Source organism: Pseudomonas sp., assembly GCF_035512415.1.
Taxonomy (GTDB): domain Bacteria; phylum Pseudomonadota; class Gammaproteobacteria; order Pseudomonadales; family Pseudomonadaceae; genus Aquipseudomonas.
On record NZ_DATKDZ010000034.1, the window covers coordinates 44,895 to 58,216 of the forward strand.

At 60.5% G+C, this 13,322-nt stretch carries 10 protein-coding genes and 2 pseudogenes; 6 read left to right on the plus strand and 6 right to left on the minus strand.

Features of this window, described 5'->3' with window-relative positions; genetic code table 11:
- Positions 1-5: 5 nt before the first annotated feature.
- The 4 genes and pseudogenes from VMP31_RS16390 to VMP31_RS23450 all read right to left on the minus strand — a co-directional run bounded on the left by VMP31_RS16390 (position 6) and on the right by VMP31_RS23450 (position 4,293).
- Positions 6-1,931, minus strand: a complete 1,926-nt coding sequence (locus VMP31_RS16390; RefSeq protein WP_325508769.1) for a bifunctional diguanylate cyclase/phosphodiesterase — start codon at positions 1,929-1,931, stop codon at positions 6-8.
- A gap of 6 nt (positions 1,932-1,937) precedes the next feature.
- The gene (locus VMP31_RS16395; protein ID WP_325508770.1) at positions 1,938-2,453 is read right to left on the minus strand and encodes a hypothetical protein; all 516 of its coding nucleotides are present in this window, start codon (positions 2,451-2,453) and stop codon (positions 1,938-1,940) included.
- 223 nt (positions 2,454-2,676) lie between these two features.
- A pseudogene (locus VMP31_RS23445) lies at positions 2,677-3,192 on the minus strand (methyl-accepting chemotaxis protein); the annotation flags it as partial.
- 852 nt (positions 3,193-4,044) lie between these two features.
- The gene (locus tag VMP31_RS23450) at positions 4,045-4,293 is read right to left on the minus strand and encodes a hypothetical protein (protein ID WP_414705466.1); all 249 of its coding nucleotides are present in this window, start codon (positions 4,291-4,293) and stop codon (positions 4,045-4,047) included.
- A 484-nt stretch (positions 4,294-4,777) separates the two neighbouring features.
- On the opposite strand from VMP31_RS23450, the gene VMP31_RS16405 reads away from it, so the two are divergent.
- From VMP31_RS16405 to VMP31_RS16415, 4 genes and pseudogenes are all read left to right on the plus strand, one after another.
- Complete coding sequence (locus VMP31_RS16405; protein WP_325508771.1) at positions 4,778-5,527, plus strand: substrate-binding periplasmic protein; 750 nt, start codon at positions 4,778-4,780, stop codon at positions 5,525-5,527.
- 505 nt (positions 5,528-6,032) lie between these two features.
- Positions 6,033-6,917 (plus strand): annotated as a pseudogene (locus tag VMP31_RS23455) (methyl-accepting chemotaxis protein); the annotation flags it as partial.
- Positions 6,918-7,115: 198 nt separating this feature from the next.
- Positions 7,116-7,820 (plus strand): methyl-accepting chemotaxis protein, encoded by a 705-nt coding sequence (locus tag VMP31_RS23460; protein WP_414705468.1) that lies wholly within the window; start codon positions 7,116-7,118, stop codon positions 7,818-7,820.
- A gap of 387 nt (positions 7,821-8,207) precedes the next feature.
- Entirely contained in the window at positions 8,208-9,596 is a 1,389-nt protein-coding gene (locus tag VMP31_RS16415; RefSeq protein ID WP_325508773.1) for an IS4 family transposase, read from the plus strand.
- Positions 9,597-9,632: 36 nt separating this feature from the next.
- Here the strand turns inward: VMP31_RS16415 and VMP31_RS16420 are convergent, their stop codons facing one another.
- Positions 9,633-10,391: a Crp/Fnr family transcriptional regulator gene (locus VMP31_RS16420; protein ID WP_325508774.1), complete on the minus strand. Its 759-nt coding sequence runs from the start codon at positions 10,389-10,391 to the stop codon at positions 9,633-9,635.
- A gap of 612 nt (positions 10,392-11,003) precedes the next feature.
- Positions 11,004-11,555, minus strand: a complete 552-nt coding sequence (locus VMP31_RS16425) for a thioesterase family protein (RefSeq protein ID WP_325508775.1) — start codon at positions 11,553-11,555, stop codon at positions 11,004-11,006.
- Between the two features lie 104 nt (positions 11,556-11,659).
- Here VMP31_RS16425 and VMP31_RS16430 point away from each other — a divergent pair, with 104 nt between their 5' ends.
- Both VMP31_RS16430 and arfB read left to right on the plus strand, forming a co-directional pair.
- Positions 11,660-12,631: a GlxA family transcriptional regulator gene (locus VMP31_RS16430; protein WP_325508776.1), complete on the plus strand. Its 972-nt coding sequence runs from the start codon at positions 11,660-11,662 to the stop codon at positions 12,629-12,631.
- A 198-nt stretch (positions 12,632-12,829) separates the two neighbouring features.
- Positions 12,830-13,243 (plus strand): alternative ribosome rescue aminoacyl-tRNA hydrolase ArfB, encoded by a 414-nt coding sequence (gene arfB / locus VMP31_RS16435; protein WP_325508777.1) that lies wholly within the window; start codon positions 12,830-12,832, stop codon positions 13,241-13,243.
- Positions 13,244-13,322 lie beyond the last annotated feature (79 nt).

Genomic DNA, 13,322 nt, shown 5'->3' on the forward strand with positions numbered 1-13,322 from the left:
AGGTTTCAGTGGCGCAGCTGGCTGAGGGGCGCTTCGGGCCCCTGGAGACGCGCCATGGCCGGGTCGTGATAGGTGCCATACCAGGCGATCAGGGCTTCCAGGGGCATGGGTTTGCCGTAGTAGTAGCCCTGGGCGTAGTCACTGCCCAGCGCCCGCACCTGCTGGTCGTCGGCGCTGTCTTCGATGCCTTCACAAATCACGCTGAAGTTGAAGCTGTGGCACAGCTCGATGATGCTGCGCACCACCCGTTGCAACTGCAGGTCCGTGCTGACGCCCTGGATAAAGGATTTGTCGATCTTGATCCGCTGCACCTTCAGGCTGCTGAGGTAGGACAGCGAGGAGTAGCCGGTGCCGAAATCGTCGAGGGCGATATCGATGCCCAGGGCGTTGATGCTTTGCAGAATGCTCTGGCTGTCGGCGAAGTTGACCACCGAGATCGACTCGGTCATTTCCAGCAACAGCTGCTGTGGAGCGATGGGCGCGTCGGCCAGCCATTGGCTCAGGCTGCCGGGCAACCTGGGGCTGAACTGCGAAGGCGACAGGTTGACGGAAAAGTACAGCTGCTCGCGTATCTTGCCGGGCAGCCTGCGCAGATCCTGCTTAAGGCGTTGCAGGATCCAGTGCCCCAGTTGCTGGCCCAGCTGATTGTTCTCGGCCAGTTCCACTACTTCCAGTGGCGAGATGGGGCCCAGCCGTGGGTGCATCCAACGCAGCAGGGTTTCCACCCCCAGGGCGGATTGCTGCAGCCCGAGAATCGGCTGGTAGTGCAGCGACAGCCCAGGAAACTTGCCGGCGATGGCCTGCTTGAGATCGCTCAGCAGGTGGCGGCTGCGCATGTAACGGCTGTTGATCTCCTCGTCGAATATCTGGATGCCCTGGTCATGGGTCATGCGCAGTTCACGCGCCGCCAGGGTGGCGCAGTAGTAGAGCTTTTCTATGCCCAGGGCCTGGTCGCTGTTGAGCACCACGCCAATGCGCGCGCTGACCTGAAACAGCTGCTTGTCGTTCTGAAAGTCGAAGTGCAGCGCTTGCGCCAGGGCCTTGAGCGTTTCTATCACCAGCTCCGGTGGGAAGTCCTGACTAAAGGTCATGATGAATTCGTCGCCGCCAACCCGGGCAATAAAGCTGCCCTGGGGCTTGAGCTGGTTAAGGATGTTGCCGATGCGGCTGAGCAACTGGTCGCCGGCTTCGTGGCTGATATGTTCGTTGACCGCGCGGAAATTGCTCATCTCGATCACGGCGATGGCGCTGTAACGCTGCGCGCTGTCGCTCTTGTCCTGCAGGGCAAGCAGGCTCTGGCGGTTGGGCAGCCCGGTGAGGGAGTCGTGGCGCGCCAGGAAGTTGTTTCGCCGGCTCTCGAAGAACAGCATCAGCAATAGCCCACCGCCACAGAACAGCAGGCCCAGCAGCAAGACCTGGGTCAGGCCGAGATGCTTATGCAGTTCATCGACAATGCCCGCCGCCTCGGGACCGGTGAAATTGTTGACGATCAGCTGGCGGATGGGGTGCAGGTAATGGTTGTAGCGTTCCAGCAGCTCGTCCAGCGGCGGCCCGGGTTGCAGGTTTGGGGCGAACAGCAGGGCTTCATCCTGTTGCAGCTGGGTGAGCAGATCCTGGGCGATCTGCTCGGCACCGAAACGTTGGCGTATGGCCAGGTTCTCGTCACCGTTGAGAAAGACCTCGAGGCGATTCCACAGCAGGTCGTAGTCGAGTTGCAGACGTGAAGCGGGCAGGGCATCGGCCTGGAACAGGCGCATGGAAGTGTGGAAGCGGATGAATTCATGTTCGAGCTGCGCCAACGACCAGGCCGAGAGCTGGATACGGGTGGCGGTCAGCTCAGCGCTGCGCTGGTTGTTGATCAGGGAGGCGATTATGCCTACCGCGAAACCAAGGGTGACCAGCAAGAGAAACAGATAGCGCAGTCGTCTCATCCGCGCTTACCGGCTTACGGTCAGGGCTTTGAGCTGCCAGACCATGGCATGGTGGTGCTCCTCCTTGCGCAGGGCCGGGTAGTCGCTCAAGGGGTAGATAATCCAGATCGGGCCCTTGTCGCGCACGCGCATCAGTTGGCCTTCCTTGCGGGTGGCGAGTATGACCGGGTACCGCAGCAGGGCCTTGGTGTCGAAGCGGGTGCTGTAGTCATTCAGGGCCACGGCCTCCAGGTGGGTGCCCTTGGCCCCCAGGGCCGTCAGCAGTTGGTCCAGACGCACGCCCTGGAAGCTTTCCTCGGCGTCGGTCCAGGGGGTGATGGTTTTGACTGTGGTTTGCGCCAGGGCATCCAGGCGCTCCAGGTCGAAATAGGCGGTGCCATCAGGGCAGCAATCCAGTTCGCCACTCACGGTGAGAATAACGGGGTTGGCCGGCTGGCTCTGCCAGGTCGGGTCGGCCTGCAGCGTAGCGCTCAGTAGCAGGGCGGACAGAGCCAGAGGCAGGCGAAGACTGGGTAGGATCATGGTGGCTCCTGAAAATAGAGGGCACTACTTCAGTAAAGACGCGCGGATCAAATTGTCGAACAGATGTAGATATGATGTCACCTGGCCATTATGACTGTGCGCGAGTGAGAATGTTCAATCGAGCTGCTGGGTTGCACGGTCGTGGCGTACGTTCCGATGGCGCGCACACTGAGGCCGGGAGGGCGTTCGCCATCCCGGCCTCAGCTGGGTTTTGCAGCGCCTGTCAGAGCTTGAAGAAGCTGACCTTCTCGGTCAGGCGATTGGCCAGGGTGGCCAGCTCACGGCTGGAGGAGGCCACCTGTTCGGAGCCGGCGGAGGTTTCCAGGGTGGCGTTGTGGATGCGGTTGATGTTCTGGTTGACCTCTTCGGCCACCGAACTCTGCTCTTCCGACGCGCTGGCGATCTGCGCGTTCATATCGTTGATGGCAGTGACCTCGGAGCTGATCTTGTTCAGTGCACTTTCCGCCACGGCGGTCTGCTCGACGGTCTGCTGAGCCAGTTGACGGCTGCTGCGCATCACCTCGGCGGCCTTGCCGGCACCGTCCTGCAGCTTGCCGATCATGCCGCGGATTTCCCGGGTCGAGTCCTGGGTACGGGTGGCCAGGGAGCGCACCTCGTCGGCCACCACGGCGAAGCCGCGGCCATGCTCACCGGCGCGGGCCGCTTCGATGGCGGCGTTGAGCGCCAGCAGGTTGGTCTGCTCGGCTATCGAGGTAATCACTTCGATGATCTTCTCGATGCTCTCGCTGTCAGTGGACACCTGCTGCACGCTCTGGGCGGCGCTTTCCAGGGTTTTCGCCAGGTTCTGGATGGCGCTGGCGGTTTCGCTGACCACGCGGTTGCCGGTGGCCACTTCATTGTCGGCGCTACGGGTGGCGGAGGCGGCGCTGGCGGCATAACTGGCCACTTCATTAACGGTGGCGGCCATCTGCTCGGCTTCGCTGGATTGCAGGCGGATCTGGCGATTGTTGCTGGCCGAGGTGGTCAGCAGCTGGTCGGAGGACAGGGTCAACTCACCTGCCGCGCTGCGCACCTGGGTGATGGTCTCGGCCAGATGCTTGATCATGCTCTGCAGGGCACCCATAACGCTGTCCGGGTAGCGGGTCTGGATGCGCTGGTTGAGCTCGCCATCGGCCAGGCGATGAATGACCTGGGCCACTTCATGGGGCTCGGCACCCAGGGTGGATTTCAGCTGATTGATGATCAGCAGCGAGACACCCACACTGAGCAGGATTGCCGCGGCGGTAACCAGCAGAATCAGCAGGCGAAAACCACCAGCGGCTTCACGCACCGCGCCGATATCGCGGCCGATGGTTTCTTCCTGGTGGTCGATAAAGCCGTTGATGCGCTTGAGCCACTCACCGTACGCCGGCGACACCTCGTTAAGTAGCAGAGCCTGGATGGCCGAGCTATCGCCCTGGCGGCGCTGGGCGATCAGACGCTCGGTCAGGCTCAGGGTACTGCGTTCGATGGCCTTGATATCGCCCAGCAGGCGCTGCTCGGTGACGCTCGGCGCCTGTTCGCGCAGCAGGCTATCCATGGCCTGGGCCGACTCCTGGTAGAAGGCGTCGAGGCGCTGGATTTCTGCCAGCTAGCTGTTCAGGGCAGCATCGTTGTCCACCAGCACGGCATCACGAATGGCGATAGCGCGGTCATGTACGCTGCCGCGGAAATTGATCGCATAGCGCTGCTTGACCGTAGCCCCTTCGCTGACCTCGGTCAGGGTGCTGTCGATAAAGCCGACTCGCTGCACCCCGAACAGGCTGATCAGAATCATCAGCGACAGAATCAGACCGAAACCCAGGCCCAGGCGCTGGGCGATGCTCATTTGCGATGACATGGGATGAACTCCTCTGCCCCTCGGGGCGACTGCGATGTGCGGCGGGTGGGGTGGCTGCAAGGTCTCAAGTGCTGCCTTGTGCAAATCCTATACATAAAATAGATTTTGTACAGGTTTTGTTTGTACGTGGCCGGTAATGGCAGATGGCCGGTAGTGGCGCTGCATAGATGTCCGGAAAATGGCTGAAATACCCGCACTTGTGCAGTTGGCTGCTGCGTGCAGACCGCCAAACGGCGTGCCAGGCTAAGCAATGCGTGCTCGGCAGGCATATACGAAGGTTGTACAGATTGGGCGAAGCGGGGTGGGCGATGCTCTCGCCGAAACCTGGATGGAGTAGGCCGGTCTAAATTTGAGCCAGGCGCTGTCGAAGCAAATAGGCAGCAAGCCCGCGTCATCAATCTCGCCTTTGCAAGGCTGCGCCAGGTGATAGAGGCGCGTCAGCATGGCCTTTTAATCAGCGCCACCCAGCCATCAGGCAGAACACGTGAAGCTATCGGCACCTACTGCAGCGCTGCTTTGTCTACTGCTCGGCACTCTTGCCAGGGCTGAGCCGTATCAGGTCGTTACCGAGGAGTGGGCACCCTACAACTACCAGGAGAACAATCAGCTTAAGGGTATGACCACGGAGATCGTGCAGGCCATCATGGCGTTGACCGGAGATGACTTCGAGATTGTGCTGCTGCCCAGTATGCGAGCCACCCAGGTATTGCAGGGCCGGCCCAAGACCATCATGTATTCCATGTTCCGCACGGCGGAACGCGAGCCGTTGTACAAGTGGGTCGGGCCCATTGTGGAAGAATCCATTCACCCCTATCAGCTGGCCAATGCGCCACAGCCGGTGCATTCCCTGGAGCAACTGCTGAACGCCCCGCAGATCACCACACGCCATGCCGGCCTGGTGCCCAAGGTGCTGGAGTCGCTGGGCTTCAACAACCTCGACAAAAGTGCCACCGTGAACCTGCAGCTCTACCGCATGCTGCTGGCCGGGCGCACCGGCATCATCATCGGCGACACCGATGCGGGCGTGGCCTATTACAGCAGCCAGTTGAATATCGCCCCCGGCACGCTGCGCAAGATTCCCATCGAGATCTATCGCGCTTCGCTGTACATCGCCTTCAGCCGCGACTGTGACGACGAACTGGTCGCTGCCTGGGCCCACGCCCTGGAACAGCTGCGCCACTCGGGCGAGCTGGAGCGCATCCAGCGCCGCTACGTGCAACCCAGCGAGCATTAGGTGCGGACGCGGAGCAAGGCCCTGCCAACAAGTGCTGGAGCGAAGAAATGCTGTAGCCATTTTTATGGCTATGCCCCAATTACCGGGTGCAAGCAGCGTGCGTGGGTTAGCCGCATGCGGGATTGCCATACATCGCCTCACCCTGCACGCGGCGTAACCCACCCCACGAAGCAGGGCAGTCTAGACATCATCTGCGGTCCCCAGGCTTCAACCCGCAACGGGTACATAGCCTTCGTCATTGGCTTGTCCCGTTAAATGTGTGCCGAAAGCCCGTGCTAGAGCGTCAGCACAGGCCTCGTGCTGGCTTCAACAAAAACAATTCTCCAGCGAAACCCGAACTGCCTGTCTTAACAACAGTTGGAGAATTCTTATGAACACCTGGTTTGCCAACCTTAGCGTCACCCGCAAGCTGGCCCTCGGCTTTGGCCTGGTGCTGGCCCTGACTCTCGCCCTCGCCTGGGTCGCCTGGACGGGCCTAGGCAGCGTCATCCAGCGCAGCACCTGGATGAGCGATATCACCCAGCTCAACACCACCCTGACCAATCTGCGCATTGCCCGTCTGCAGTTCATGCTGGCCAAGGGTGATGCAGCCAGCAGCGAGCGCATGCTGAACAACCTCGATAGCTATTTGCAGCAGCAGAAAAAGCTGCTCGGCAGCTTTACCAACCCGGTCAACGTCAAGCTGCTGCAGGAGCAGGACCGCTACAACCAGGAGTTCCAGCGCTCGCTGGGTGGCATGCGCGCCGCCTACGCTGCGGCCAACGACGCGCGGGGCAAAGTGGCGGGCGAGACCCAACAGCTCGGCGAGCTGCTAAGCGCCATGGAACGCAGCGTGCAGTTGTTACCCGAATACGACGGCGGCCGTTTCGCCCAGTTGCAGGCGCTGACCCGCACCCAGGCTGAGCTGCTACGCCTGCGCTACCTGCTCGAACGCTACGACAGCGCCGCCGATGCGCAAACCGAGCAAGCGCTGGTTGAGCATCTCGCCGCCGCCCGCACCAGCCTTGGCCCGCTGGAGCAGGCCTTCGGTGCCGCCCAACAGGGTGCGGTAAGCCGCATCGCTACCGCCCTGGGCCACTACGAGGAGACGCTGCAAGCGTTCAAGCTCGCCACCGGCGACATTGCCCGCACCCGCCAGGAAATGACCCAGCAGCAGGGCGAGATCGTGCGCATCAGCGAGGCTCTATACCAGTTCCAGATGGACCGCCTGGCCATCGAGAGCGACCAGGCGCGCAGCCTGCAGATCGCCGCCACGCTGCTGGCCATGCTCTTCGGCGTGCTCGCCGCCTGGGTTATCACTCGGCAGATCACCCGTCCGCTGCAGGACACCCTGGGCGCGGTGCAGCGCATCGCCGACGGCGACCTGACCGCCAGCGTGCGGGTCGACCGCCGCGACGAGATGGGCCAACTGCAGCAGGGCATCCAGCATATGGCCGCGACCCTGCGCGAGTTGATTGGCGGCATCCGCGATGGCGTGGCGCAGATCGCCAGCGCTGCCGAGGAGCTGTCCGCAGTCACCGAGCAGACCAGCGCCGGTGCCAACAGCCAGAAAAGCGAGACCGACCAGGTGGCCACCGCCATGCATGAGATGTCGGCCACCGTGCAGGAAGTGGCGCGCAACGCCGAACAGGCCTCGCAGGCCGCCAACGAAGCGGACGGCCAGGCGCGCCTGGGCGACAAGGTAGTGGGCGAAGTAATCGCTCAGATCGAACGCCTGGCCGCCGAGGTCAGCCGCTCCAGCGAGGCAATGAATGGCCTGCAGCAGGAGAGCAACAAGATCGGCAGCGTGATGGACGTGATCAAGGCGGTGGCCGAGCAGACCAATTTGCTCGCGCTCAATGCCGCCATTGAGGCCGCGCGTGCAGGCGAGGCCGGTCGTGGTTTCGCCGTGGTAGCCGACGAGGTGCGCGGCCTGGCCCAGCGCACGCAGAAATCCACCGAGGAAATAGAGACGCTGATCGCCGGCTTGCAGAACGGCACCAAGCAGGTGGCCGCGGCCATGCGCAACAGCTGCAGCCTCACCGACAGCAGCGTCGAACTGACGCGCAAGGCCGGCGACTCACTGGGCAACATCACCCATGCGGTGTCCAACATCCAGTCGATGAACCAGCAGATCGCCGCAGCCGCCGAGGAGCAGAGTGCGGTGGCCGAAGAGATCAGCCGCAGCATCCTCAGCGTGCGCGACGTCTCCGAACAGACCGCCACGTCCAGCGACGAAACCGCCGCCTCCAGCGCAGAACTGGCGCGCCTGGGCAATCAGCTGCAAACCCTGGTCAGCCGTTTCCGCCTGTAGCGCGGGAGGCAGGAGGTCGTGGCTGCTCGCCATGGCCTTCGGCATTAGGGATGGTCTGAAAAAGTCCTACTCCGAAACATGCAGCCCAGTAACTATGCTGCTTTCAGACCTGCCATATCGCAAAAGCCGAGCTTTTTCAGAGTTTCCTTAGTTGGTCGCATCTCTCCGACACAAACTGTCATCCAGGCCGGCAGTTGCGGTGACTGCTCTGCCAGCCCCAGCTCGCCGGCGAATTCGGCGGGCGATACGTTGTCCTTGGGTCACGTGTAAATAAATCCGTCCCGAATGACACTTACTTAGTGCTAAGTAATTGATTGGAAAAAGAAAGGCTGCTCTTGGTCTACGGTGATAGTTGCGAACACACACCGAGTCCAAGGAGCAGCCCACATGAATCCTAGGTGCCAAGCCGTCATTCATCAACAGCAGCGTGCCCGTCGAGAAGCTTCGAGTACTGATGCCTATGCCTTCTTCAACCTGCTGACCAGTCCCGAACTGTTCGATTGCGTCGAATCATTGTTACCGGATCATCGGGAGAGTCTGTTCCCGCCTACGGAGACGCTTTCCATGTTCATGGCCCAGGCGTTAAGTGCCGATCGTTCCTGTCAGAAGGCCGTCAATGACATGGCTGTCAAACAACTGCTCGGCGGCTTGAAACCTTGCAGCACGCATACTGGTGGCTACTGTCGAGCCCGCAAGCGGTTGCCTGTAGAAATGGTTTCCACCTTGGTGCGAAGCACCGGCAGCTTGATCAGTGATTACTCAGCCAAGGGCTGGCAATGGATGGGGAGACCGGTGCGGCTCGTGGATGGCACAACGGTGTCGATGCCGGATACGGCAGCCAATCAGGCGGCTTATCCGCAATCACGGGGGCAAAAACCTGGACTAGGTTTTCCGATTTGTCGGCTGGTTGGAATTGTTTGTCTGTCCAGTGGTGCGGTGCTTAACGCCGCACTGGGGCGCTTTCGGGGTAAAGGTGGCGATGAGCAAACACTACTGCGGTCAATGCTCGACACGTTGAATGCCGGCGATGTTCTGGTGGGAGATGCCTACTACGCGACCTACTTTCTGCTGTGCGAATTGCAGCGTAGAGGCATTGATGGCGTGTTCGAGCAATATGGCGCGCGCCGACGCAGTACCGATTTTCGGCGCGGTAAACGCTTGGGCGCGCGCGATCACCTGATTGGCCTGGGCAAACCCCAAAAGCGCCCGGCATGGATGAGCCTGGCGCACTATGAGCAAGTCCCCGAAAGACTGGAGATTCGGGAATTGAAAGTCGGGGGCAAGATACTGGTAACGACACTGTGCTGCGCCAATCGCACGCCCAAGGCCGAGCTGAAAAGCCTGTTCAAAAGCCGTTGGCATGTCGAGTTGGATTTGCGCAATCTCAAGACCACGATGGGGCTTGAGATGCTGAGTTGCAAAACACCTTCGATGGCCATCAAGGAACTCTGGGTTTACCTGCTGGCGCATAACCTGATTCGGTTGATCATGGCGCAATCGGCATCATTGGCTGATTGCTTGCCACGTGAGCTGAGCTTCAAGCACAGCCTCCAGTTATGGCTGGCCTGGAGGCAATTTGCTGATGACCTGGGACGGAGTGAACACTTGGATGGCCTGTTGCTCCTGATCGCTCAACAGCGTGTTGGAAACCGTGCTGGGCGGGCAGAACCACGAGCCCTCAAGCGAAGGCCGAAACCCTATCCATTGCTAACTCGAACACGTCAGTCCGCCCGCGCAGCAATCAAGAGAAGTGGTCATCCAAAGAGGGTTAAGTAAGTGCCATTCAAATCTGTCCCCTTTTTATACTGACGCTTAGTGGTTGCCACTGGAGCAGTAATCGCCGGAGTGAAACGGGACTCGCAGGGCTCGTGGGAACAAACGCTCGAACTCATCTTTGACCACCTCGTAACACTCGCAGGAACGCCCTTCCAACCCCGGCCGATTGAGCAGGGTAATGCAGCCGCGGCGATAGCTGATGACCCCGGCACGCTGCAGACTGCCGGCCATTTCGGACACGCCGCCGCGCCTTACCCCAAGCAGACTGGCGATCAACTCTTGGGTCATTTGCAGGGTATTAGCCGGCAAGTGATCAAAGTACTGCAGCAGCCAGCGGCAGAATTGCTGATCCAGCGAATGCGCACGGGTACAGACCAGGCGCTGGGCCATCTGCGTTAGCTGCGCCTGGGTGTAGCGCAGGAGCAATTGCTGCAACGCGCCTGCGTGATCGAAGGGTGACTTGAGCACCTGCCCCTTCACGCGGTAGGCCGAGCCGCTGCTCTGCACGACGGCTCGGCTTAGGGTGGTCTCGCCGCCCATATACATGGCCAGGCCAACCACCCCATCATTGCCGACGATGGCGATCTCGACCGACGAGCCATCTTCGACGCTGTACAGCAGCGAAACGATGGCGTTGGTTGGGAAGTAGAGATAGCGCATCGGCTCACCGGGCTCGTACAGCACCGTGCCCGCGAGCAAGGGAACAAGCTCGAGAAAAGGCAGCAGGCACGCTAGATCGTTGCCAGGCAAGGCAGCCAGCAAGTGATTTTCGCGCGGATGAGTGGAGATCGACATAGCATCCTTTGAGCAACGGCATGGCAATCCCTTCCAGGCCTTTGCCAGAACCACTGCATGATGGCGAGAATCGCCAAGGAGTTCTGTCCGTTCGCGTACACAGCACGCGGAATTTGCCGAAATTGCCGGCAATTAGTGCTGTGATCCGTGCTGGCAGCGCAGCTGCAAGTCGCCTCCCCGAGCGCTTATTTCGTCGTCAACGCTGACGACGCGACCTGATGGTCATCGATCTACTGGTATTGACGGGGCCAGCAGCCCGTAGGATGGACTTCTCACAAGGCGTGCCTGGCCGAAGCCGCCCCACTGCAGTCGACTAAAGAAGATAAATCCGTAAATTGTCTTCAAATGGCAGGCATAACGCGCAAGCTGGTATCGATTTTTAGCAATTCGGCTAAGGTCAATACACCGTTCAAGACGAACCTGTCACTGCTGGCTGAAATGGAGGTTCAACAGCAGCAAGGTGTTCCTCGTCCTGCTTCGCTGAATCAGGCTTTGGGGACAACAATCGGGGGCAGACCACGGTATTGATGCTGAGGGCCGCCCCTGGCCGATTGCTGAGCTCTGGATCGGAATCCTCCAATATGGCAGCCATCCGCGCCCCGTGGAGGCCGGTCATCCAGCCCCTTGCGGTTCTTCCCCGCGCAGTTGAGCGCTTAGTTGGTCGCAGCTTGCTGACCAGTCGGTCAGCCAGGCTGGCAGTTGTGGCGATTGCTCTGCCAGGCCCAGTTCGCTGGCGAACTCGGCGGGCGATACGTTGCCCTTGGGGCTACGGAACAGGCCGCGCATGATGACCACGCCGAGTACGCGACCATCCTTGACGAAGCGGTGTTCGACAAAGCTCCACTTGTTATCCCAACCCAGCATGCGGGTGTGGATTTCGAAGGCTTCAAACAGCCTCAGTTCACGGCGGAACTTGCCCCATACATCGCCAACGATAGGCAGCGCCCGGTGGTGCAGGGCAACCCGGTAGGCCCCGCTGCGCAGCACGTAATCCATGCGCCCGACATCTGCCAGGGTGAAATAACGGCCATTGGTGACATGCCGGTTGAAGTCGAGATCCAGCGGCCACACCCGTAATTTGATAATCGTGGTAGCCAGGCCTGGCACCGGGCGTCGCCAGGGGCGGTGCAGCAGCATCCATATAAGACGAAACCAGAGATTCATAAGCAGGCACCCGCGAGAGAGAGGGCGCACTCTAGTGAGCATCTTTGCGCTAAGGTAGATGCAGGAATGACTTATTTCATGCGAGAAGTGCAATGGGGCCCCGTATGCATGTAACGCTTCTGCTTGCCGATAAGTGCTCGCTTGCCAGCGCCAGCCTGGTGCTGGAGTTGCTGGACGCGGCTAATCGCTTTGCCGAAGGCAGCAAGCAACCCTTCCAAGTGGTTGTCGCCTCTATCGATGGCCAGCCCGTTGCAAGCCAGGTTGGCCAGCTGTTGCAGGTGGACAGGTCGCTGGCCGAGATCAAGCAGACGGATCTGGTGGTTATCCCGGGCTTTCTGTTCAGCCTGCGGGAGGTCTTGCCGGCGTTGGCTGAGTACGCCCCCTGGTTGCGCCAGCAGCATGCGCAGGGCGCTTTTATCGCCGCGATGTGTACGGCCAGTTTTATGGTTGCTGAAGCAGGCTTGCTCGATGGTGTGCAGGCCACCACTCACTGGGCTTTTGCCGATTTCTTCCGCCGCCGTTATCCGCAGGTGTTGCTTGATGAGCGGCGTATCCTGTGCGAGAGCGAGCGCCTGATCAGCGGCGGTGGAGCCAGTGCGGCGATAGACCTGCTGTTGCACCTGATCCGTCGTTTCGCTTCCCTTGAACTGGCTCAGCACTGCAGTCGCTATATGCTTATCGACAATGTGCGCACTGAGCAGTCGGTCTATGTACTCTGGTCGATGCCCAAGCAACATGGCGACGAGGCAATCCTGCGAGTGCAAAACTGGATGGAGGAGCGCTTCGATCAGCCCATCCAGATTGCCGAGCTGGCGGAGCTTTTTGGTTTTGGTGAGCGCAACTTCAAGCGGCGTTTCGGTGCGGCAACGGGCTACACCCCGCTGGCCTATCTGCAGGCACTGCGCCTGGAAAGGGCCAAGCATCTGCTGGAAACCACCCAGCTGAGCCTGGAAAGCATCACCACCAGGGTGGGTTATGAGGACAGCAACTCGTTTCGCCGCCTGTTCCAGCAGCGCGTTGGCTCCTCGCCAACGGCGTTCCGCAAGATGTTCGCGCAGCAGTTGAGCGGCTTTTGAAGCCCGGAAAAGCACCAGGCAATGGAGGGATTGCCATTCGGGCTGCAGGGCTTGCCTCTTTGATAAATCAGTCAGCAGTAAGGTGCGGTCGGCTGCAGCCCGAGTCTGTTCCTCTTTCCAGATGCCAAGGCAAATCCGCTATTTGATAAGGCGAGCGAGTTATCCTGTGCCCCATCGTTACTCTTGGTTCCTCATAGCATGCTGATCATTTCCAACAGCGTTCACCTGCCGGACGCTGAAATCGAGTTGACCGCCATCCGCGCCCAGGGCGCGGGTGGGCAGAACGTCAACAAGGTGTCCAGTGCGATACATCTGCGCTTCGACATCCAGGCTTCCAGCTTGCCGCCGTTCTATAAGGAGCGGCTGCTGACGTTGCGCGACAGCCGTATCACCGCCGAAGGCGTGGTGGTTATCAAGGCCCAGCAGTACCGCACCCAGGAGCAGAACCGCGCCGATGCCCTGGAGCGCCTGGCCGAGTTGATTCGCAGCGCCGTTAAAACCGAAAAAGCCCGCCGCCCGACCAAGCCGACCCTGGGCTCGAAGAAGCGCCGCCTGGAAGGCAAGAGCATCCGTGGCACGATCAAGGCGGGGCGCGGCAAGGTGGATTTCTGAGTGCCGTACAGGGGCCGCCCGAGGTAGCGTGTTTCCGGCAGATTAGTGCGGATAAATACGATTTACCGGGTGGGATATT

What these genes read in the sequence shown, in the direction of transcription:
- arfB (WP_325508777.1), top strand. Translation starts at nt 12,830, where the DNA reads ATGCTGATCATTTCCAACAGCGTTCACCTGCCGGACGCTGAAATCGAG.
- VMP31_RS16425 (WP_325508775.1), bottom strand. Translation starts at nt 11,555, where the DNA reads ATGAATCTCTGGTTTCGTCTTATATGGATGCTGCTGCACCGCCCCTGG.
- VMP31_RS16390 (WP_325508769.1), bottom strand. Translation starts at nt 1,931, where the DNA reads ATGAGACGACTGCGCTATCTGTTTCTCTTGCTGGTCACCCTTGGTTTC.
- VMP31_RS16430 (WP_325508776.1), top strand. Translation starts at nt 11,660, where the DNA reads ATGCATGTAACGCTTCTGCTTGCCGATAAGTGCTCGCTTGCCAGCGCC.
- VMP31_RS16420 (WP_325508774.1), bottom strand. Translation starts at nt 10,391, where the DNA reads ATGTCGATCTCCACTCATCCGCGCGAAAATCACTTGCTGGCTGCCTTG.
- VMP31_RS16395 (WP_325508770.1), bottom strand. Translation starts at nt 2,453, where the DNA reads ATGATCCTACCCAGTCTTCGCCTGCCTCTGGCTCTGTCCGCCCTGCTA.
- VMP31_RS23460 (WP_414705468.1), top strand. Translation starts at nt 7,116, where the DNA reads ATGTCGGCCACCGTGCAGGAAGTGGCGCGCAACGCCGAACAGGCCTCG.
- VMP31_RS23450 (WP_414705466.1), bottom strand. Translation starts at nt 4,293, where the DNA reads ATGTCATCGCAAATGAGCATCGCCCAGCGCCTGGGCCTGGGTTTCGGT.
- VMP31_RS16415 (WP_325508773.1), top strand. Translation starts at nt 8,208, where the DNA reads ATGAATCCTAGGTGCCAAGCCGTCATTCATCAACAGCAGCGTGCCCGT.